Origin of the sequence: Pseudomonas sp. MD195_PC81_125 (assembly GCF_014060985.1) — a bacterium.
GTDB lineage: Bacteria > Pseudomonadota > Gammaproteobacteria > Pseudomonadales > Pseudomonadaceae > Aquipseudomonas > Aquipseudomonas parakoreensis.
The window spans coordinates 1-14,986 of the sequence record NZ_JABULD010000131.1 but is presented as its reverse complement, the minus strand read 5'-3'; the positions used below and the strand labels follow the sequence as shown (position 1 = coordinate 14,986).

Here is a 14,986-nt window from a genome sequence, read left to right as displayed (position 1 = left end):
TTGGCCGGAATTGACCGGTCAGCCTGTATAAGCGGGGGGCCGCCACGCGGCGCCACCCGGTCCGTGCAGTGATTCTTTTCTGGGCCATGGATGGTTGCAACCCGCTCTCAGGGGGCGTCATGACCAATACACCCATTTTCCCCCAGCCCAGCGGGGGGTGCCAAGGCTGCCGGCAAAAAGGCGAGGCCGACATGGCGTTCTCGTTCGCGTTCCAGCCGATTGTCGATGTGCGTGATCAATCGACCTTCGCCCACGAGGCGTTGGTCCGGGGCGTGCAGGGCGAAGGGGCGCTGTCGGTGCTGCAGCAGGTCGATGACCAGAACCGCTATCGCTTCGATCAACTGTGCCGCGTGCGGGCAATCTCCACCGCTGCGCAGCTGGGCCTCACCGGTTTTCTCTCGATCAACTTCTTGCCCAACGCGGTTTATCGCCCGGACCTGTGCATCCGCAGCACGCTGGAGGCGGCGCGTGCGCATGCGTTTCCGCTTGAACGGCTGATTTTCGAAGCGGTCGAGGGCGAGCACGTTGAAAGCAACAAGCACTTGATGAATATCTTGCGCGAGTACCGCGAGTTTGGCTTCAAGACCGCCATCGATGACTTCGGTGCGGGGTATTCCGGGCTGAATCTGCTGGCGGACTTTCAACCGGATCTGATCAAACTGGACATGGCGCTGATACGCGGTATTCACCGCGACCGCGTACGTCAGGCAATTGTGCGGGGCGTGGTAGGCATGTGTACCGAACTGGGGATCGAGGTGATTGCCGAGGGCATCGAACATCCGGAAGAGCGCGATTTTCTCGCTGATTGCGGGATTTATCTGATGCAGGGATTCTGGTTCGCCAAACCGGCGTTCGAGGCGATGGCGCAGATTCCGGCCGGGGCGTGGCGGACGGTGTGATGCGAAGCTGAACCCGTGCTGTCGATCAGCCAGGTTTCATCTTGCCGGGCGCGCTGAACGCCTAGGATGCTTGCACAAGATCATCCCAAGGGGAGCCATACCATGCGCGCCGCTGTCGTCAAAGTGCTGTTGATCGCTGCAACTGTCTCGGTATTGAGTGCCTGTTCGGGCGCCGGTGGCTTGACCACCACCAGTTGTTTTTCTGCGGATTGTCAGTCGCCCGAAGGGCGCAGTCATGCCACGACCCTGAAGTTTGGCGGCAACAGCATTGGCGGCAGCTTGAATCAGTACAGCTCCGGGATGTTGCATGATGATTGATCAAAATCGAGGCTGAACCTGTGGCAAGGGAGCTTGCTCCCGCTGCGGCGCGAAGCGGCGCCTCAAAAGAAGGCCTGCTGCGCAGTCCAGCGGGAGCAAGCTCCCTCGCCACAACTGTTTGTGCCTGGACGATTACTGCGGCACTGCCAGCCACTCACCAATGACCTTCTGATAACTGCCAGTGACTTTGCTCAGATGCAGCCACTGATCGACGTACAGCTTCCAGCTGATGTCATCACGCGGCAGCAGATAAGCTTTCTCGCCGTACTGCATGTATTGGTGCGGATTCACTGCGCACAACCCCGGTTTGAGTTTCTGCTGATACAGCGCTTCCGAGGCGTCGGTGATCATCACGTCGGCCTTGTTGTCGAGCAGTTGCTGGAAGATCGTCACGTTGTCGTGCAGGGCCAGTCGGGCCTTGGGCAGGAAAGCGTGGACGAAGGCTTCGTTGGTACCGCCGGCCGGTTCCACCAGACGTACGTCTGGCTGGTTGATCTGCTCGATGGTCTGATATTTGGCTTGGTCGGCGCAGCGCACCAGCGGGATCTTGCCGTCGCTGTCGAGGGTGTTGCTGAAGAAGGCTTTTTTCTGCCTTTCCAGCGTCACCGAAATCCCGCCCATGCCGATGTCGCACTTGCCGGCCTGCATGTCCGGCATCAGGGTTTTCCAGGTGGTCTGCACCCACTCGACCTTGACCCCGAGGCTGTCGGCCAGCGAGCGCGCCATGGCGATGTCGATGCCTTCAAATTCGCCGTCGGCGCGCTTGAAGGTGTAGGGCTTGTAGTCGCCGGTGGTGCAGACGCGCAGTTGGCCTTGTTGCTGGATGCTGTCGAGGTGCGAAGTGGCTTCCTGGGCTTGCACACCTGCGGCCAGGGTCAGCGCGCCGCAAAGGATCATCGTGCTTTTTAGAATGGTCATGAACATCGGGCTTCTGCAGAGGACGGTGAGCCAGTGTAGTGAAAGGCCTTCGCGGGTGTCATCCCGCGTCCGGACTCAACGTGCCGAGCCACGCCACCAGCGCCACGATCAGCAGGGCCATGCCCAGTTCCAGCAGCACACTGCGTCTGAGTGCGTTCGCCGCGATGACGTGCTGTCCATCGCGTAGCGATCGCTCCAGTGCCGGCCCAAGGTGGAAGCGGTTCAGCGCGGCCAATACCAGCATCCCGGCAAACAGCACGACCTTGATCGCCAGCAATACGCCGTAAGTGCCGAGCAGCACGTCATCCAGCCTCGGGCCGACGATGAACAAGTAATTCACCACGCCGCTCACTGAGAGCGTCAGCACAATCGTCGCGCCGACCCATTCGAAGCGTTTCACCGCCTCGGCCAGCAGGCGAATCCGCGCTTCATCCACGCGACCCCGCGCCAGCAACACCAGCGCCAGCATCCCGCCCAACCACGCACCCGCCGCCAGCAGATGCAGGATGTCGCTGAGGAAATGCCAGAACCGCAGCGAGCCCTCGTCCATGGCCCCGTGCCCACTCCACGCAAGGGAGCTGAGGACAACCGCGCCGGCCGTCGACGCGAGCCACTTCCCCGGCTGAATCAGCACCACGATCAGCGCAATCATGCGCAGCGCCCACGCCAACCCGACGTCCGTTTCCAGCAGCATCATCTGCAGATGCGGCCAGAGCGCGGCGAGTTCGGTTTCGCCACTCATGGTGCTTGTCATCAGCACCAGTCCAGCCACTGACAGCAGTGCCCCGATCAACGCCAGTCCACGCAGCATCGGGCCAGAGCGCAGGTCGGCGTTGGCGCTGTACAGCGTAAACAACCCCACCCCGAACAACAGCAGCAAATCCACATACAACGCCAGGCGCAGAACGATGTTGATCAGTTCAGCCATCGCTCACTTCACTTTGAACGTGACGTTGCCGGTGATCGGGTGCGTGTCGGACGACACCGCGCGCCACTCGACCTGGTAGGTGCCGGCAGGCAACGGCGCGAGCGGGGTGACGAGCATGGATTTCGGGTCGCTGCCAGCGCTGACTCTGGCCTTCATCGGCATCGGTGAATGGGCCATGCCGGGCATCTCGGTCATCACCAGTTTGGCGCCGGAGAACCGGGTCAACAGGTTTTCGGAAAAGTGCAGCTCGATCTTGTCCGGCGCTGCGCCGTCAGCACCTTCGGCCGGGGTTGATGACAGCAGTTTCGGGTGGGCCTGGGCGAGGCTGCTCAAGAGCAATCCGCTGGCGAGTGCCAAGGTGATATTCAATGTGCGCATGCAAGACTCCGGGTTGTTTTTTAATGGGATTCAAAACCACAGCCGCACACCGAGTACGAGGCGTGCTTCGCTGCGACTTTCGCCTTCTTCGCGGGCGTAATCGGCGGTGTTGCCGTAGGTGCGGTTCCACGTCACGCCGAGGTACGGCGCAAATTCGCGGCGGATTTCGTAGCGCAGGCGCAGGCCGGCTTCAGTGTTCGACAGGCCGGAACCGAGGCCCCGTTGCGGGTCGTTTTTGCCGTAGGCGTTGAGTTCGGCGGTGGGCTGCAGGATCAGCCGGTTGGTCAGCAGAATGTCGTAGTCGCCTTCCAGCCGCAGCGCGCTTTGTCCGCCCTCACCGAGAAACGCCGTGGCCTCGGCCTCGAAGTTGTACAGCGCCATGCCCTGCAGACCGAACGCGGCCCAGGTTTGTGCGGCGCCGGGTTTGAAATCCTGACGCACGCCGCTGACCACGTCCCACCACGGCGAAATCGCATGACCCCACAATGCCTGGAGCTCGGCGTCCTCGGTCTTGCCGTTGCTGCGTTCGCCTTCGGAGCGCAGCCACAGGCGATCGATGTCGCCGCCGATCCAGCCGGACAGATCCCAGGCCAAAGCGCTGCCGTCATCGGCGTTTTGCCATTCAAGTTTGTCGGCAAGGAAGTAGCTGTTGATCGCGCTGTCATGCACCTGATGGCCGCCGGGGCTGGCGAACACGGCGGCGCGGTCGGCATCGGTCAGCACCGGGATCGGCGTGCGACTTTCTGTCGGCGCGGCGGGCTGCATCATGCCGTCGTCCATGCTCTGCATCGAGTGATCCATGCCGGGCATCTGGCTGTGATCCATGCCTTGCATGTCGTTGGCAGCCATGACGGAGGCGCTGATGAACAGCACGGAGAACGCTGCAAGTCGAGTCATCATCAGCCCCTTCATTCTTCCACCCGCACTTCGCGGAACATGCCCGTTTCCATGTGATAAAGCAGATGGCAGTGATAGGCCCAGCGGCCCAATGCATCGGCCGTGACCCGATAGCTGCGACGGGTGCCGGGAGGCATGTCGATGGTGTGTTTGCGCACCTGGAAGTTGCCGTTTTCGTCTTCCAGATCGCTCCACATGCCGTGCAGGTGGATGGGATGGGTCATCATCGTGTCGTTGACCAGCACCAGGCGGATGCGCTCGCCGTACTTGAGGCGCAGCGGTTCGGCGTCGGAGAACTTGATGCCGTTGAACGACCAGGCGAACTTCTCCATGTGCCCGGTCAGGTGCAGCTCGAGCGTGCGCCCGGGATCGCGGCCATCCGGGTCGTCGAAGGTGCTGCGCAGGTCGGCGTAAGTCAGCACGCGACGACCGTTGTTGCGCAGCCCGAGGCCGGGGTCGTCGAGTTTCGGTGTGGGGGTCATGGCTTGCATGTCCACCAGCGGATTGTCTTTTTCGCTGAAGGGGTGCGATTGCATCGGGCCCATCGCCGAGTGGTCCATGCCCGCCATGTCGCTCATGTCCATCGAGCCGTGGTCCATGCCACCCATGCCCATGTCGTCCATGGTCACCAATGGGCGCGAATCCAGCGCTGGCACCGGGGCCGTCAGACCGGCGCGGGACGCAAGGGTGGCGCGGGCGTAACCGCTGCGGTCCATGGCCTGGGCGAACAAGGTATAAGCGTCGGCGGCGGGCTCGACGATCACGTCGTAGGTTTCCGCCACCGCGATGCGCAGTTCATCGACGCTGACCGGTTTGACGTGCAAACCGTCCGCTGCCACCACGGTCATTTTCAGCCCGGGTATGCGCACGTCGAAGTAGGTCATGGCCGAGCCGTTGATCAGGCGCAGGCGCAGTTTTTCGCCGGGGCGAAACAGGCCGGTCCAATTCGAATCAGGGGCGTGGCCGTTGATCAGGAAGGTGTAGGTGGCGCCGCTGACGTCGGCGATGTCGGTGGGGTTCATCTTCATTTCGGCCCACATCGTGCGGTCGGCGACGGTGGCACCCCAGCCTTTGTCGCTGACGTCGTCGATGAAATCGCCAACCGTGCGCTTGTGGTAGTTGTAGTAATCGGACTGCTTTTTCAGGGTCTTCATCAGGCTGGCCGGGTCTTCGTCGGTCCAGTCGCTGAGCATCACCACGTAGTCACGGTCGTAGTGGAACGGCTCCGGTTCTTTCGCATCGATCACCAACGGCCCGTAGACCCCGGCCTGTTCCTGCAAGCCGGAGTGGCTGTGATACCAGTAAGTGCCGTGCTGCCGCACCTTGAACTGGTAGACATACGCGCCACCCGGTTCGATGCCGTGAAAACTCAGACCCGGCACGCCGTCCATGTTGGCCGGCAGCAGGATGCCGTGCCAGTGAATCGAAGTGCTGTCCTTGAGCCGATTACGCACCCGCAGCGTCACCGTGTCGCCTTCGCGCCAGCGCAACAGCGGACCGGGCAGGCTGCCATTGATGGTCAGCGCAGTGCGCGGGCTGCCGGTGAGGTTGACCGGGGTTTCGCCGATGAACAGCTCGAACTCGCTGCCGCTCAGCTCATTGATCTGCCCTGGCCCGCTCAGCGCCCAGACCGGCGCGCGCCACAGACCGAGGCCGCCGAGCAGGCCGCCGGCGGCGAAGCCTTTGACGAAGGTGCGTCTTGAAGTGTTGGAAGGCATGCGCTGGAAGTCCCCGTTTGAAACATGACGGGGAGGCTAACCAGCGCTGGCTTTCAGTTGGCTGAGGGCGGGATTACAGTTTTGACAGTTTGACCGTTCCCGTTACAGGCCGAGCCCTTCCTGCACCACCTGCAACAGATTGTTCTCGGTCAGCGCAATCGCATCCAGCTCCTGTCCGGTTTCCACCGTTTGCAACCACCAATGGCTTTCATGATGTTCATCGACGGTGCGCAGCAGGGAGGTGTTGCGGTCCGGCAGGGTGATCTGTACGCGGCCGGCGCCGTCCTCGGTAAACCGGGCGATGGGATCAAAGGTCAGGGTTTGCTGGTTGGCTTCGATCACCAGTTGGTCGATCGCGTAATCGTGGCTTTCGCCATCAGGTGAGCTTTCGCAAACGTGGGTCGGGTTGCGACGGATTTTCAGGCCCACTTCAGTGACTGGCTGCAGCCAGGCCTCGATGCGGTGGTACAGATCGTAGACCTGCGCCGGCCAGCAATCGATCTCCAGCGCGGCATCCGCGTGGGTGTGCCGGGTTTGCTTGAGTTTGGCGGCGAGTTCGTCTGCTTTACTCATTTCGGATCCCTTGGTTTGATGTCTGCCTGTTAATCGTAGACCTTTCAACGGCGTACGGTCTTGCCTTGCGTCATGCGCTTGCAACACAAGCATGGCGAAATCAGCGCTGGTCAAGTCTGGCCAGCATCAAAAAACACGGACGCAGGCGTCCCAAGGAGCGGGTACATGAAAAAGCTGTTTACAATTCTGGCGCTGATCGCGCTGACGGCCGGTAGCATCGGCCTGAGTTCGGCGCGTCAGTCGAACGCCAGCAAGGTGCAAACGGAAGCAGTGGCGGGGCAGTTCGATTACTACCTGCTGACGCTGTCCTGGTCGCCGACCTTTTGCCTCACTCACAAAGATGACGTGCAATGTTCCGGCAAGGGTTATGGCTTCGTGCTGCACGGTTTGTGGCCGCAATATGCCAATGGCGGCTGGCCGGAATCCTGCCCACCCTTGACCACGCTGTCGGCGGCGGAGACGACCAAAGGTCTGACGCTGTTCCCGACCAAAAAACTGCTTGATCACGAATGGTCCAAGCACGGCACTTGCAGCGGTCTGGGCGCGATGGGCTATCTGGATGAGGCGGACAAAGCGGTGGGCGCGGTGAAGATCCCGCAAGAGCTGCAGCCGTTCAGTTCCTCTTATTATTTCGAAGCCCAGGAAATCGCCGACCTGTTCCGCAAGGCCAACCCGGGCATCCCGGCCAATGGCATCGCGGTGATCTGCAGCGGCCCGGAACTCTCGGAAGTGCGGGTGTGCATGGGCAAGGATCTGCAGTTCGGTGCTTGCGGCAAGGGCGTGAAGACCCAGTGCCGAGCGGGGGATATTCGGGTGCCGCCGTCGCGTTGATGTGAGCGGTTTACGCGAATGAAAAAGGCGCCTCGAACGGGCGCCTTTTTTTGCCTGGAGGTTTGAAGCAACCTGGAAATTCACGCATGCTTGCGCCCCCAATAGGATGACCCGCAACACGGCAAGGAGCTGTTCATGAGCGGAAAACCCGCCGCCCGCGTCACCGATCCGACCGCCTGCCCACTCCCGGGACATGGCACCAATCCGATTGCCAGTGGCTCGCCGAATGTGAATTTCGACGGATTGGTGAAAAGTGGCTTATCTCCTTTGGCCCTTCATTAAACGTCAATGTAGACACAAATTATGCAAATGCTTTGGGGTTGTTTACTGCCCGTATCGCCGGGGCAAGCCGGCAGGCGATATGCTTTTTGACTCAATCATGAAGGAGTTTCCATGATGTACAGGCTACTCCTTTGCGTTTTACTCGCTATTTGCTCTGGTTGTGCGAAGAACCACGTAAAGCCTCCGGCAAACCTGAGCTTCGAGTCTGTGGAAAGAGAAAAATCGCTGCTATACGTCATCCGGTATCAGTCGGACGTTGATGTGTTGGATCTTTTTGATCGCGGAGAGCGAGTTGGGGTGATTTCGGGCATGCTTCATTGTGCATTGGCGGATGATCATGATTTCTCAGTAGGCAAAGCCATACAGTTTTCCGCCACCGGTTTGATACGCTCGGAAAAAAATGAAAACAACAAGGCCAAGTTTTCCTATCTCACTCGCGCATTCTTGAGTGAAACTTCAAGCAACCGGAGTTCTGAAAGAAATCTCTCGGTGGCAGAGCTGAATCAACTCCTCGCCAACAAACAACAAATCCCCTGCAAAGTCGTCGTCACCGCGTACGGCTATAAACCCTACTACTCAAACACCATGAACCTGCCGGTCGCGGATCTACTGCGGGAAATCAACAAACCCCGATAGCCGTCATCGGTGCCCTGCGCAGATACGCGAGGGCGATCACCTGCAAAACGACCTCTGAAAATAAATCGCGGCGCGGCGTTCATCCAAATCCCTCGCGCGCCGATACAACGGGGCGGGCGTGTGTTGGCGCGGCGGGTTTGCCGTGCGCATCCCGGTGGGCTACGCTCACAAAAAGTAAGGGTTTCGGGCTGCGGCCCCTGTCGTACCTGCCCAGGACACGTTTTTGCCAATCCCCATTCACGAACCGCATCAAACTCCCGGCACGCTTAAACGCCTGCCGTTGCGCAAGGCGGCAGCGCTGTTCATCGTTGCGGTGTGCCTGTGCCTGTCCGGCTTGCTTTATTTGCAGCTGGAGCAGACGCGGCGTCAGGACCTGGCGAACGCGCAGGTCGCCTCCACCAACCTGACCCGAGCCATGGCGCAGCAAGCCGAAGACACGTTTCTGGCTGCCGATCTGGTGCTCACCAGTCTCGCCGACTGGGTCGAGGACGATGGTTATGGCGCCGCGCAGCGACCACGCCTGCAAAAAACCTTTGCCCGCCGGGTGCAGCAACTGGAACAGTTGCATGGCATGTTCCTGTTCGACCGCGAGGGGCAGTGGGTGATTACCTCGTTCCCGGACCTGCCTCGTGGCAACGGCGTGGCCGACCGCGAGTACTTCAGGTTTCACCAACAGAATGTTTCTACCGTGGCGCACATCGGCCCGGCGATCCGCAGTCGGGAAAATGGTGAGTGGATCATTCCGATCTCGAAGCGCATCAATGACCGCGCCGGCAACTTTCAGGGCGTGCTGATGGCCGGGATCAAGATGGCGTACTTCGACCGCTTCTTCAAAAGCTTCAGCCTCGATGATAGCGGCATCATGTTTCTCGGCCTCAAGGACGGCACCTTGCTGGCGCGGCGGCCGTTTGACGAAAGCCTGATCGGCTCGTCGCTGGCGCGGGGCAAGATCTATCAGAAGCTGCTGCCTGAAGCGCCGGCCGGTACGGCGATGATCAGATCAGTGGTCGACGGCGTGGTGCGTTTATATGGCTACCGGCAGTTGGCGGCTTACCCGCTGGTGGTCGCGTCCGCCTCTTCGCGCGACACGATTCTCAAGGGCTGGTCCGAGCGGGCCTTTCAGTCCAGCGTGATTGTGGCGCTGGTGATTCTCGGCGTCGGCCTGTTCGGCTGGGTGTTCATTCATCAGGTGCGTGACGGTGAGCGTATCGAGAAAAACCTGCGCAAGGCACAGCGCGCACTGGAGCAGATTGCGACTCATGACAGCCTGACCGGGCTGGCGAACCGGCGGCTGTTCGAGCAATCGCTGGACATCGAATTCGCCCGCGGTGCACGGCAGTCGAGTCCGGTCGGCCTGATCATGCTCGATATCGACTTCTTCAAACGCTACAACGATGCCTACGGCCATGTGGCGGGGGATCATTGCCTGACCCAGGTGGCCCAGGTGCTGAAGAACAGTTGCCAGCGCAAGGCTGACCTGGCAGTACGGTACGGTGGCGAAGAGTTCGCGGTGCTGCTGCCGGACACTGACATCAACGGCACGCTGGCGATTGCCGGGCAGATCCGCCGCAGCGTGATGGACAAGCGCATCACCCACAGCGGTTCGCCGACCGGCTACCTCACGGTGAGCCTGGGTTGTTATGCGTTTGTGCCCAGCGGCAACGACAGCGTGGAAGAATTTATCCAGCGTGCCGACGCGGCGTTGTATCAGGCGAAAAACGCCGGGCGCAATCGCGCGGCGGTGTTGTCGCTGGAATCGGAGGTTGCCGAGTTGATGCGTTCGGATCGCTAAAGGCCCGCCCCTGATCTGTGGCGAGGAGCCAGGTTCCCGCGCCACAGATTGTTGGCTTTATGCCGGATCACCAGCGGTCACGCTTGTTCGTTCAGCTGCCGGTGCCACCGCCGGCACCGCCGGTTCCGCCGCCGGCCGAACCGGTGCCGCCACCCGCCCCCGAACCACGAACCCATGGTGCCACTGTTAGTGCCCGTGCCCGTGCCCTTGCCGGCGCCATCGGTACTGTCGCCGTTTTTCGGTGCTCCGGGATTGGTGTTGGGGGGCATGTTGGTGCCACTTGTCGCACCGGATTGGGTGCCTGAGGAATCTGCCCCGTCATTGGCGGCAAAGGCGCCGAGCGACGCGGAGGTCAACAGCCCGGCGAGCAACAGCGAAGTCAGTTTGCGCGATGTCATGGTACGTCTCCAGAAAGGGTCGGTTACCTGACTTTGGTCTGACGGCCCTGAACGTTGGTGCCACCTGGCTGACGAGCGGTTGCGACCTGAGCTTTACTGAGCATGCGGCAGGTCGCGGCAATCAGGCCAGAGGTGAGCGCCTGTTGCGCGGCAGGCGGTTGATCCGATGCAACCAGCGGCGCCGCCACCGGGTCACAATGGTCATACCTTGTTCGCCGGAGCCTGGACGATGAAAAACCTGCGGATTGTCACCTTCAACGTCAACGGTTTGCGCGCGCGGTTACCGAACCTGCTGCAATGGCTCAAGCGCGAGCAACCGGACATTGCCTGCCTGCAGGAGCTCAAGTCGGTGGACAGTGCATTTCCGGCTGCCGAACTCGAAGCGGCGGGTTACGGCGCGATCTGGCACGGTCAGGCGTCATGGAACGGCGTGGCGATCCTCGCTCGCGATGCGCAGCCGCTGGAAAGCCGTCGTGGTCTGCCGGGCGATCCCGACGACAAGCACAGTCGTTATCTGGAGGCGGCGGTGCACGGCGTGCTGGTCGGCTGCCTGTACCTGCCCAACGGCAATCCGCAGCCGGGGCCGAAGTTCGATTACAAACTGGCCTGGTTCGAACGCCTGATCCGCTACGCCAAGGATCTGCAAAGCAGCGATCATCCGGTGGTGCTGGCCGGCGATTACAACGTGGTGCCCACCGACATGGACATCTACAACACCCGTTCCTGGCTCAAGGATGCGCTGCTGCAGCCCGAAAGCCGCGAGTGTTATCAACGGCTGCTCGATCAGGGCTGGACTGATTCGCTGCGTCATCTGTATCCCGAGGATCGCCTCTACACGTTCTGGGATTACTTCCGCCAGCATTGGCAAACCAACTCCGGTCTGCGCATTGATCATCTGCTGCTCAACCCGGCACTCAGCCCTTACCTGCACGAGGCCGGGGTCGACGCCTGGGTGCGCAACGAACCGCACGCCAGCGACCATGCACCGACCTGGATTCGCATCGGTTCGCGCAAGCGGCGGTAGCGCTGATTGGCGAAATCAATTGTCGGAGTCGGGGCCCGATCCCGTATACCTGTCGGCCAGCGGCACAGCGATCCGCGGCCACATGCAAAAGGACTGAGCAATGAGCGAGCCACGTCTGGCGAATCCGACGTTGTACCTGCAGCGCCTGGGGTTCGATGCCCCACCGGCACCGACCCTGGAAACCCTGCGGCAGCTGCAGTTACGCCATACCGGCGTCTTCCCCTTCGAGAACCTGTCGACGATCACGGGCGCACCGGTGCTGATCGATCTGGCGTCGGTCGAACAGAAAGTTCTCCACGGAGGCCGGGGTGGTTACTGCTACGAACTGAATAATCTGTTTCTGGCGTTGTTGCAGGAATTGGGCTTCGAGGCCCGTGGCATCTCCGGCCGTGTGGTGCTGGCGCAACCCGAGGGCACCTGGACGGCGCGCACCCATCGCTTGAGCCTGGTGATCATCGACGGCGAGCGTTACATCACCGATGTCGGCTTTGGCGGCATGGTGCCGACTGCGCCGCTGTTGCTCGATACCGAGGCTGAACAGCCGACGCCGCACGAGTCCTATCGCATCGAGAAACAGGCCGACGGTTACATGCTGCGCGCCAATGTCGCAGGCGAGTGGCGCGCGATGTACCTGTTTGATCTGCAACGCCAGGAAGACATCGATTACACCCTCGGCAACTGGTACGTCTCGACCCATCCCGAGTCACCGTTCGCCAAACGGCTGATGGTTGCACGCACTGGCGATGGCTGGCGACGGACCCTGAACAACGGCAGCTTCGCGATTCATCACATGGGCGCCGACAGCGAGCGGCGCGAGGTGGCGGATGTCGATGAGTTGATCGAGGTGCTGGAGCTGGAGTTCGGCCTGAGCTTGCCTGACCAGCCGCATGTGTGTCAGTCGCTGGCGCGGATGCTCGTACCGGCCTGATCTCAAGGCTTTGCCTCCGGTTCCAGTACCCGGCGGATTTCACCGACCGCCGCCGACAGCTTTTTTTTCCAGGCTCTTGAGGTCGGCGGCGGTGATGCCTTTCTTGAATTGCCCGGAGTGGGGCGGCTCGGCCTCCTGCGTTTTGCTGCCAGCCTCCAGCAGGGCATGGCGCAGGGTGTTGTTGATCACCGTCTGATAACCGAAGCCTTCGTTTTCCGCCACGTTGCGGGCGGCTTCGATGACCGCGTCATCGAGCATGATGGTGATGCGGGTCTTGCCCTTGGCGGGCGCCAAGGCACCGCGTTTGCCCTGCGAGAAGTCGTATTCGTCTTTCATTGTTCAAGCCTCCAGAAAGTAAGCGCAACGCTCGCTCGGTGTGGCGACGCGTGCAGAAATGATTCGTACGACGTTGGCTTCGCGATAACTGTACGCAACCACCAGCAAACGCCCTTTGCCATCAAGGCCGAGGGTGATCCAGCGCTGTTCGTCATGGTCGTTGTCCTCGATCGTCAGCGCGCGCTCGTCGTGAAAGACCGGCTCGGTCTCGGCAAGGCTGACGCCCCTGTGCTTGAGTTTGTTGGCTGCGTTTCTTGCTTTTGTCGTACTGAATTTCGAATGACTTCATTATGCATACTTTATATGTATAAAAAAGAGCGCCGGTGCACCGCTGGTCGCCATGAATAATTCAGCCTAGTGCGATAAGAACCGGGGGCAGGAGGGGATGTGTTGCCGGATTTGTGGGCGCTAGAGGTGGCGGGATAGAAGCTTGGGTGGCTACCTATCCATTATGTGACTGATAAGTTGTATACAACTCTATGGACATTTGTCCCGAGTATTGAATACAGTGTGCGCATAACAAAAACCAGGGAACCCCCCACATGAAAACGCCCCATGTTTCACACCAACGGCCCGAGGACGAAAATCTCGGGGTCGGCGCGAATATGGCTTACGGCCTGCAACATGTTCTGACCATGTACGGCGGTATCGTTGCGGTGCCACTGATCATTGGCCAAGCGGCCGGGCTGTCGCCGGCGGACATTGGTTTGTTGATTGCTGCTTCATTGTTTGCGGGGGGGCTGGCGACACTGCTGCAAACCCTGGGTCTACCGTTTTTTGGCTGTCAGTTGCCGCTGGTGCAGGGCGTGTCGTTCTCCGGTGTGGCGACCATGGTCGCGATCGTCAGCAGTGGCGGGGAGGGCGGCTTCCAGTCGGTGCTGGGCGCGGTGATTGCCGCGTCGTTGATCGGCTTGCTGATTACGCCGGTGTTCTCGCGAATCACCAAGTTTTTCCCTCCGCTGGTCACCGGCATCGTGATCACCACCATCGGTCTGACGCTGATGCCGGTGGCGGCGCGCTGGGCCATGGGTGGCAACAGCCATGCGCCGGACTTCGGCAGCATGCAGAACATCGGGCTGGCGGCGGTCACGCTGGTGCTGGTGTTGTTGCTGAGCAAGGTCGGCAGTTCGACCATCTCGCGTCTGTCGATTCTGTTGGCCATGGTGATCGGCACGGTGCTGGCGGTGTTCCTCGGCATGGCGGACTTCTCCGGTGTCGCTCAAGGACCGATGTTCGGCTTCCCGACGCCGTTCCACTTCGGCATGCCGACTTTCCACTTCGCCGCGATCCTGTCGATGTGCATCGTGGTCATGGTGACGCTGGTGGAAACCTCGGCGGACATTCTGGCGGTCGGTGAGATCATCGGCACCAAAGTCGACTCCAAGCGCCTGGGCAACGGCTTGCGGGCGGACATGCTGTCGAGCATGTTTGCGCCAATCTTCGGATCGTTCACCCAAAGCGCCTTCGCGCAGAACGTCGGGCTGGTGGCAGTGACCGGGATCAAGAGCCGTTACGTGGTGGCCACCGGCGGCGTGTTCCTGGTCATTCTCGGTCTGCTGCCGTTCATGGGGCGAGTGATTGCTGCGGTGCCAACCTCGGTGCTGGGCGGTGCCGGTATCGTGCTGTTCGGGACGGTGGCGGCGAGCGGGATTCGCACGCTGTCGAAGGTCGATTACCGCAATAACGTCAACCTGATCATCGTCGCAACGTCGATCGGCTTCGGCATGATCCCGATTGCCGCACCGAACTTCTACGATCATTTCCCGAGCTGGTTCGCGACCATTTTCCACTCGGGCATCAGCTCGTCGGCGATCATGGCGATTGTGCTGAACCTGACCTTCAACCACTTCACTGCCGGCAACTCGGACCAGCAGTCGGTGTTTGCTGCCGCAGAAGAGCGCACCCTGCGTTATCGCGACCTGGCGGCGCTGCGTGAGGGCGATTACTTCAGCGACGGCAAGCTGCACGATTGCGACGGCAAGGAAGTGCCGGTGGTCGAGCCTGATGACCACGATCATGGGCATGGCGTGCCGAAGTCCCAGGTGAAGAGCAGCGAACACGTCTGATCGCTGATTGGGTGAAAAAGGCCGAACTGTAGTTCGGCCTTTTTCGTTTGAAGATCAAAAGATC

The 14,986-nt window shown here is 60.8% G+C and carries 14 protein-coding genes and 4 pseudogenes; 9 read left to right on the top strand and 9 right to left on the bottom strand.

The features are described 5' to 3' along the window. Nucleotides 1-119: 119 nt before the first annotated feature. Together HT737_RS05890 and HT737_RS05885 are read left to right on the top strand one after the other, a co-directional pair. Entirely contained in the window at nucleotides 120-899 is a 780-nt protein-coding gene (locus HT737_RS05890; RefSeq protein ID WP_041065948.1) for an EAL domain-containing protein, read from the top strand. A gap of 102 nt (nucleotides 900-1,001) precedes the next feature. Beyond that, nucleotides 1,002-1,217, top strand: a complete 216-nt coding sequence (locus HT737_RS05885) for a hypothetical protein (RefSeq protein ID WP_182401830.1) — start codon at nucleotides 1,002-1,004, stop codon at nucleotides 1,215-1,217. Between the two features lie 132 nt (nucleotides 1,218-1,349). Here the strand turns inward: HT737_RS05885 and HT737_RS05880 are convergent, their stop codons facing one another. From HT737_RS05880 to HT737_RS05855, 6 genes are all read right to left on the bottom strand, one after another. Beyond that, complete coding sequence (locus HT737_RS05880; protein WP_182401828.1) at nucleotides 1,350-2,135, bottom strand: transporter substrate-binding domain-containing protein; 786 nt, start codon at nucleotides 2,133-2,135, stop codon at nucleotides 1,350-1,352. 58 nt (nucleotides 2,136-2,193) lie between these two features. Further along, the gene (gene copD / locus HT737_RS05875; protein WP_182401826.1) at nucleotides 2,194-3,063 is read right to left on the bottom strand and encodes a copper homeostasis membrane protein CopD; all 870 of its coding nucleotides are present in this window, start codon (nucleotides 3,061-3,063) and stop codon (nucleotides 2,194-2,196) included. A 3-nt stretch (nucleotides 3,064-3,066) separates the two neighbouring features. Beyond that, on the bottom strand, nucleotides 3,067-3,441 hold the full coding sequence (copC, locus tag HT737_RS05870; RefSeq protein ID WP_182401824.1) for a copper homeostasis periplasmic binding protein CopC: 375 nt from the start codon (nucleotides 3,439-3,441) through the stop codon (nucleotides 3,067-3,069). Between the two features lie 30 nt (nucleotides 3,442-3,471). After that, nucleotides 3,472-4,338: a copper resistance protein B gene (locus HT737_RS05865; RefSeq protein ID WP_182401822.1), complete on the bottom strand. Its 867-nt coding sequence runs from the start codon at nucleotides 4,336-4,338 to the stop codon at nucleotides 3,472-3,474. An 11-nt stretch (nucleotides 4,339-4,349) separates the two neighbouring features. After that, nucleotides 4,350-6,056, bottom strand: coding sequence for a copper resistance system multicopper oxidase (locus tag HT737_RS05860; protein ID WP_182401820.1), 1,707 nt, complete (start codon nucleotides 6,054-6,056; stop codon nucleotides 4,350-4,352). 102 nt (nucleotides 6,057-6,158) lie between these two features. Next, on the bottom strand, nucleotides 6,159-6,629 hold the full coding sequence (locus HT737_RS05855) for a hypothetical protein (protein WP_047293177.1): 471 nt from the start codon (nucleotides 6,627-6,629) through the stop codon (nucleotides 6,159-6,161). Nucleotides 6,630-6,794: 165 nt separating this feature from the next. On the opposite strand from HT737_RS05855, the gene HT737_RS05850 reads away from it, so the two are divergent. The 4 genes and pseudogenes from HT737_RS05850 (at nucleotide 6,795) to HT737_RS05835 (ending at nucleotide 10,170) form a co-directional block, all read left to right on the top strand. Then, nucleotides 6,795-7,460, top strand: a complete 666-nt coding sequence (locus tag HT737_RS05850; RefSeq protein WP_027611510.1) for a ribonuclease T2 — start codon at nucleotides 6,795-6,797, stop codon at nucleotides 7,458-7,460. 135 nt (nucleotides 7,461-7,595) lie between these two features. After that, nucleotides 7,596-7,706: pseudogene (locus tag HT737_RS05845) on the top strand (PAAR domain-containing protein); the annotation flags it as partial. Between the two features lie 147 nt (nucleotides 7,707-7,853). Beyond that, nucleotides 7,854-8,378: a hypothetical protein gene (locus tag HT737_RS05840; protein ID WP_047293179.1), complete on the top strand. Its 525-nt coding sequence runs from the start codon at nucleotides 7,854-7,856 to the stop codon at nucleotides 8,376-8,378. A gap of 223 nt (nucleotides 8,379-8,601) precedes the next feature. Continuing rightward, the gene (locus tag HT737_RS05835) at nucleotides 8,602-10,170 is read left to right on the top strand and encodes a sensor domain-containing diguanylate cyclase (RefSeq protein ID WP_182401818.1); all 1,569 of its coding nucleotides are present in this window, start codon (nucleotides 8,602-8,604) and stop codon (nucleotides 10,168-10,170) included. A 91-nt stretch (nucleotides 10,171-10,261) separates the two neighbouring features. On the opposite strand, the pseudogene HT737_RS05830 reads toward HT737_RS05835, so the two are convergent. Further along, nucleotides 10,262-10,568 (bottom strand): annotated as a pseudogene (locus tag HT737_RS05830) (hypothetical protein). A 229-nt stretch (nucleotides 10,569-10,797) separates the two neighbouring features. On the opposite strand from HT737_RS05830, the gene HT737_RS05825 reads away from it, so the two are divergent. Both HT737_RS05825 and HT737_RS05820 read left to right on the top strand, forming a co-directional pair. Continuing rightward, nucleotides 10,798-11,592, top strand: coding sequence for an exodeoxyribonuclease III (locus tag HT737_RS05825; protein WP_182401839.1), 795 nt, complete (start codon nucleotides 10,798-10,800; stop codon nucleotides 11,590-11,592). Nucleotides 11,593-11,692: 100 nt separating this feature from the next. Beyond that, the gene (locus tag HT737_RS05820) at nucleotides 11,693-12,520 is read left to right on the top strand and encodes an arylamine N-acetyltransferase (RefSeq protein ID WP_182401816.1); all 828 of its coding nucleotides are present in this window, start codon (nucleotides 11,693-11,695) and stop codon (nucleotides 12,518-12,520) included. Between the two features lie 2 nt (nucleotides 12,521-12,522). Here HT737_RS05820 and HT737_RS05815 read toward each other — a convergent pair. Beyond that, nucleotides 12,523-12,856 (bottom strand): annotated as a pseudogene (locus HT737_RS05815) (BrnA antitoxin family protein). Nucleotides 12,857-12,859: 3 nt separating this feature from the next. Then, nucleotides 12,860-13,145 (bottom strand): annotated as a pseudogene (locus tag HT737_RS05810) (BrnT family toxin). Nucleotides 13,146-13,398: 253 nt separating this feature from the next. Between HT737_RS05810 and HT737_RS05805 the strand changes: the two are divergent. After that, nucleotides 13,399-14,922, top strand: a complete 1,524-nt coding sequence (locus tag HT737_RS05805; RefSeq protein WP_182401814.1) for a nucleobase:cation symporter-2 family protein — start codon at nucleotides 13,399-13,401, stop codon at nucleotides 14,920-14,922. Nucleotides 14,923-14,986: the final 64 nt, after the last annotated feature.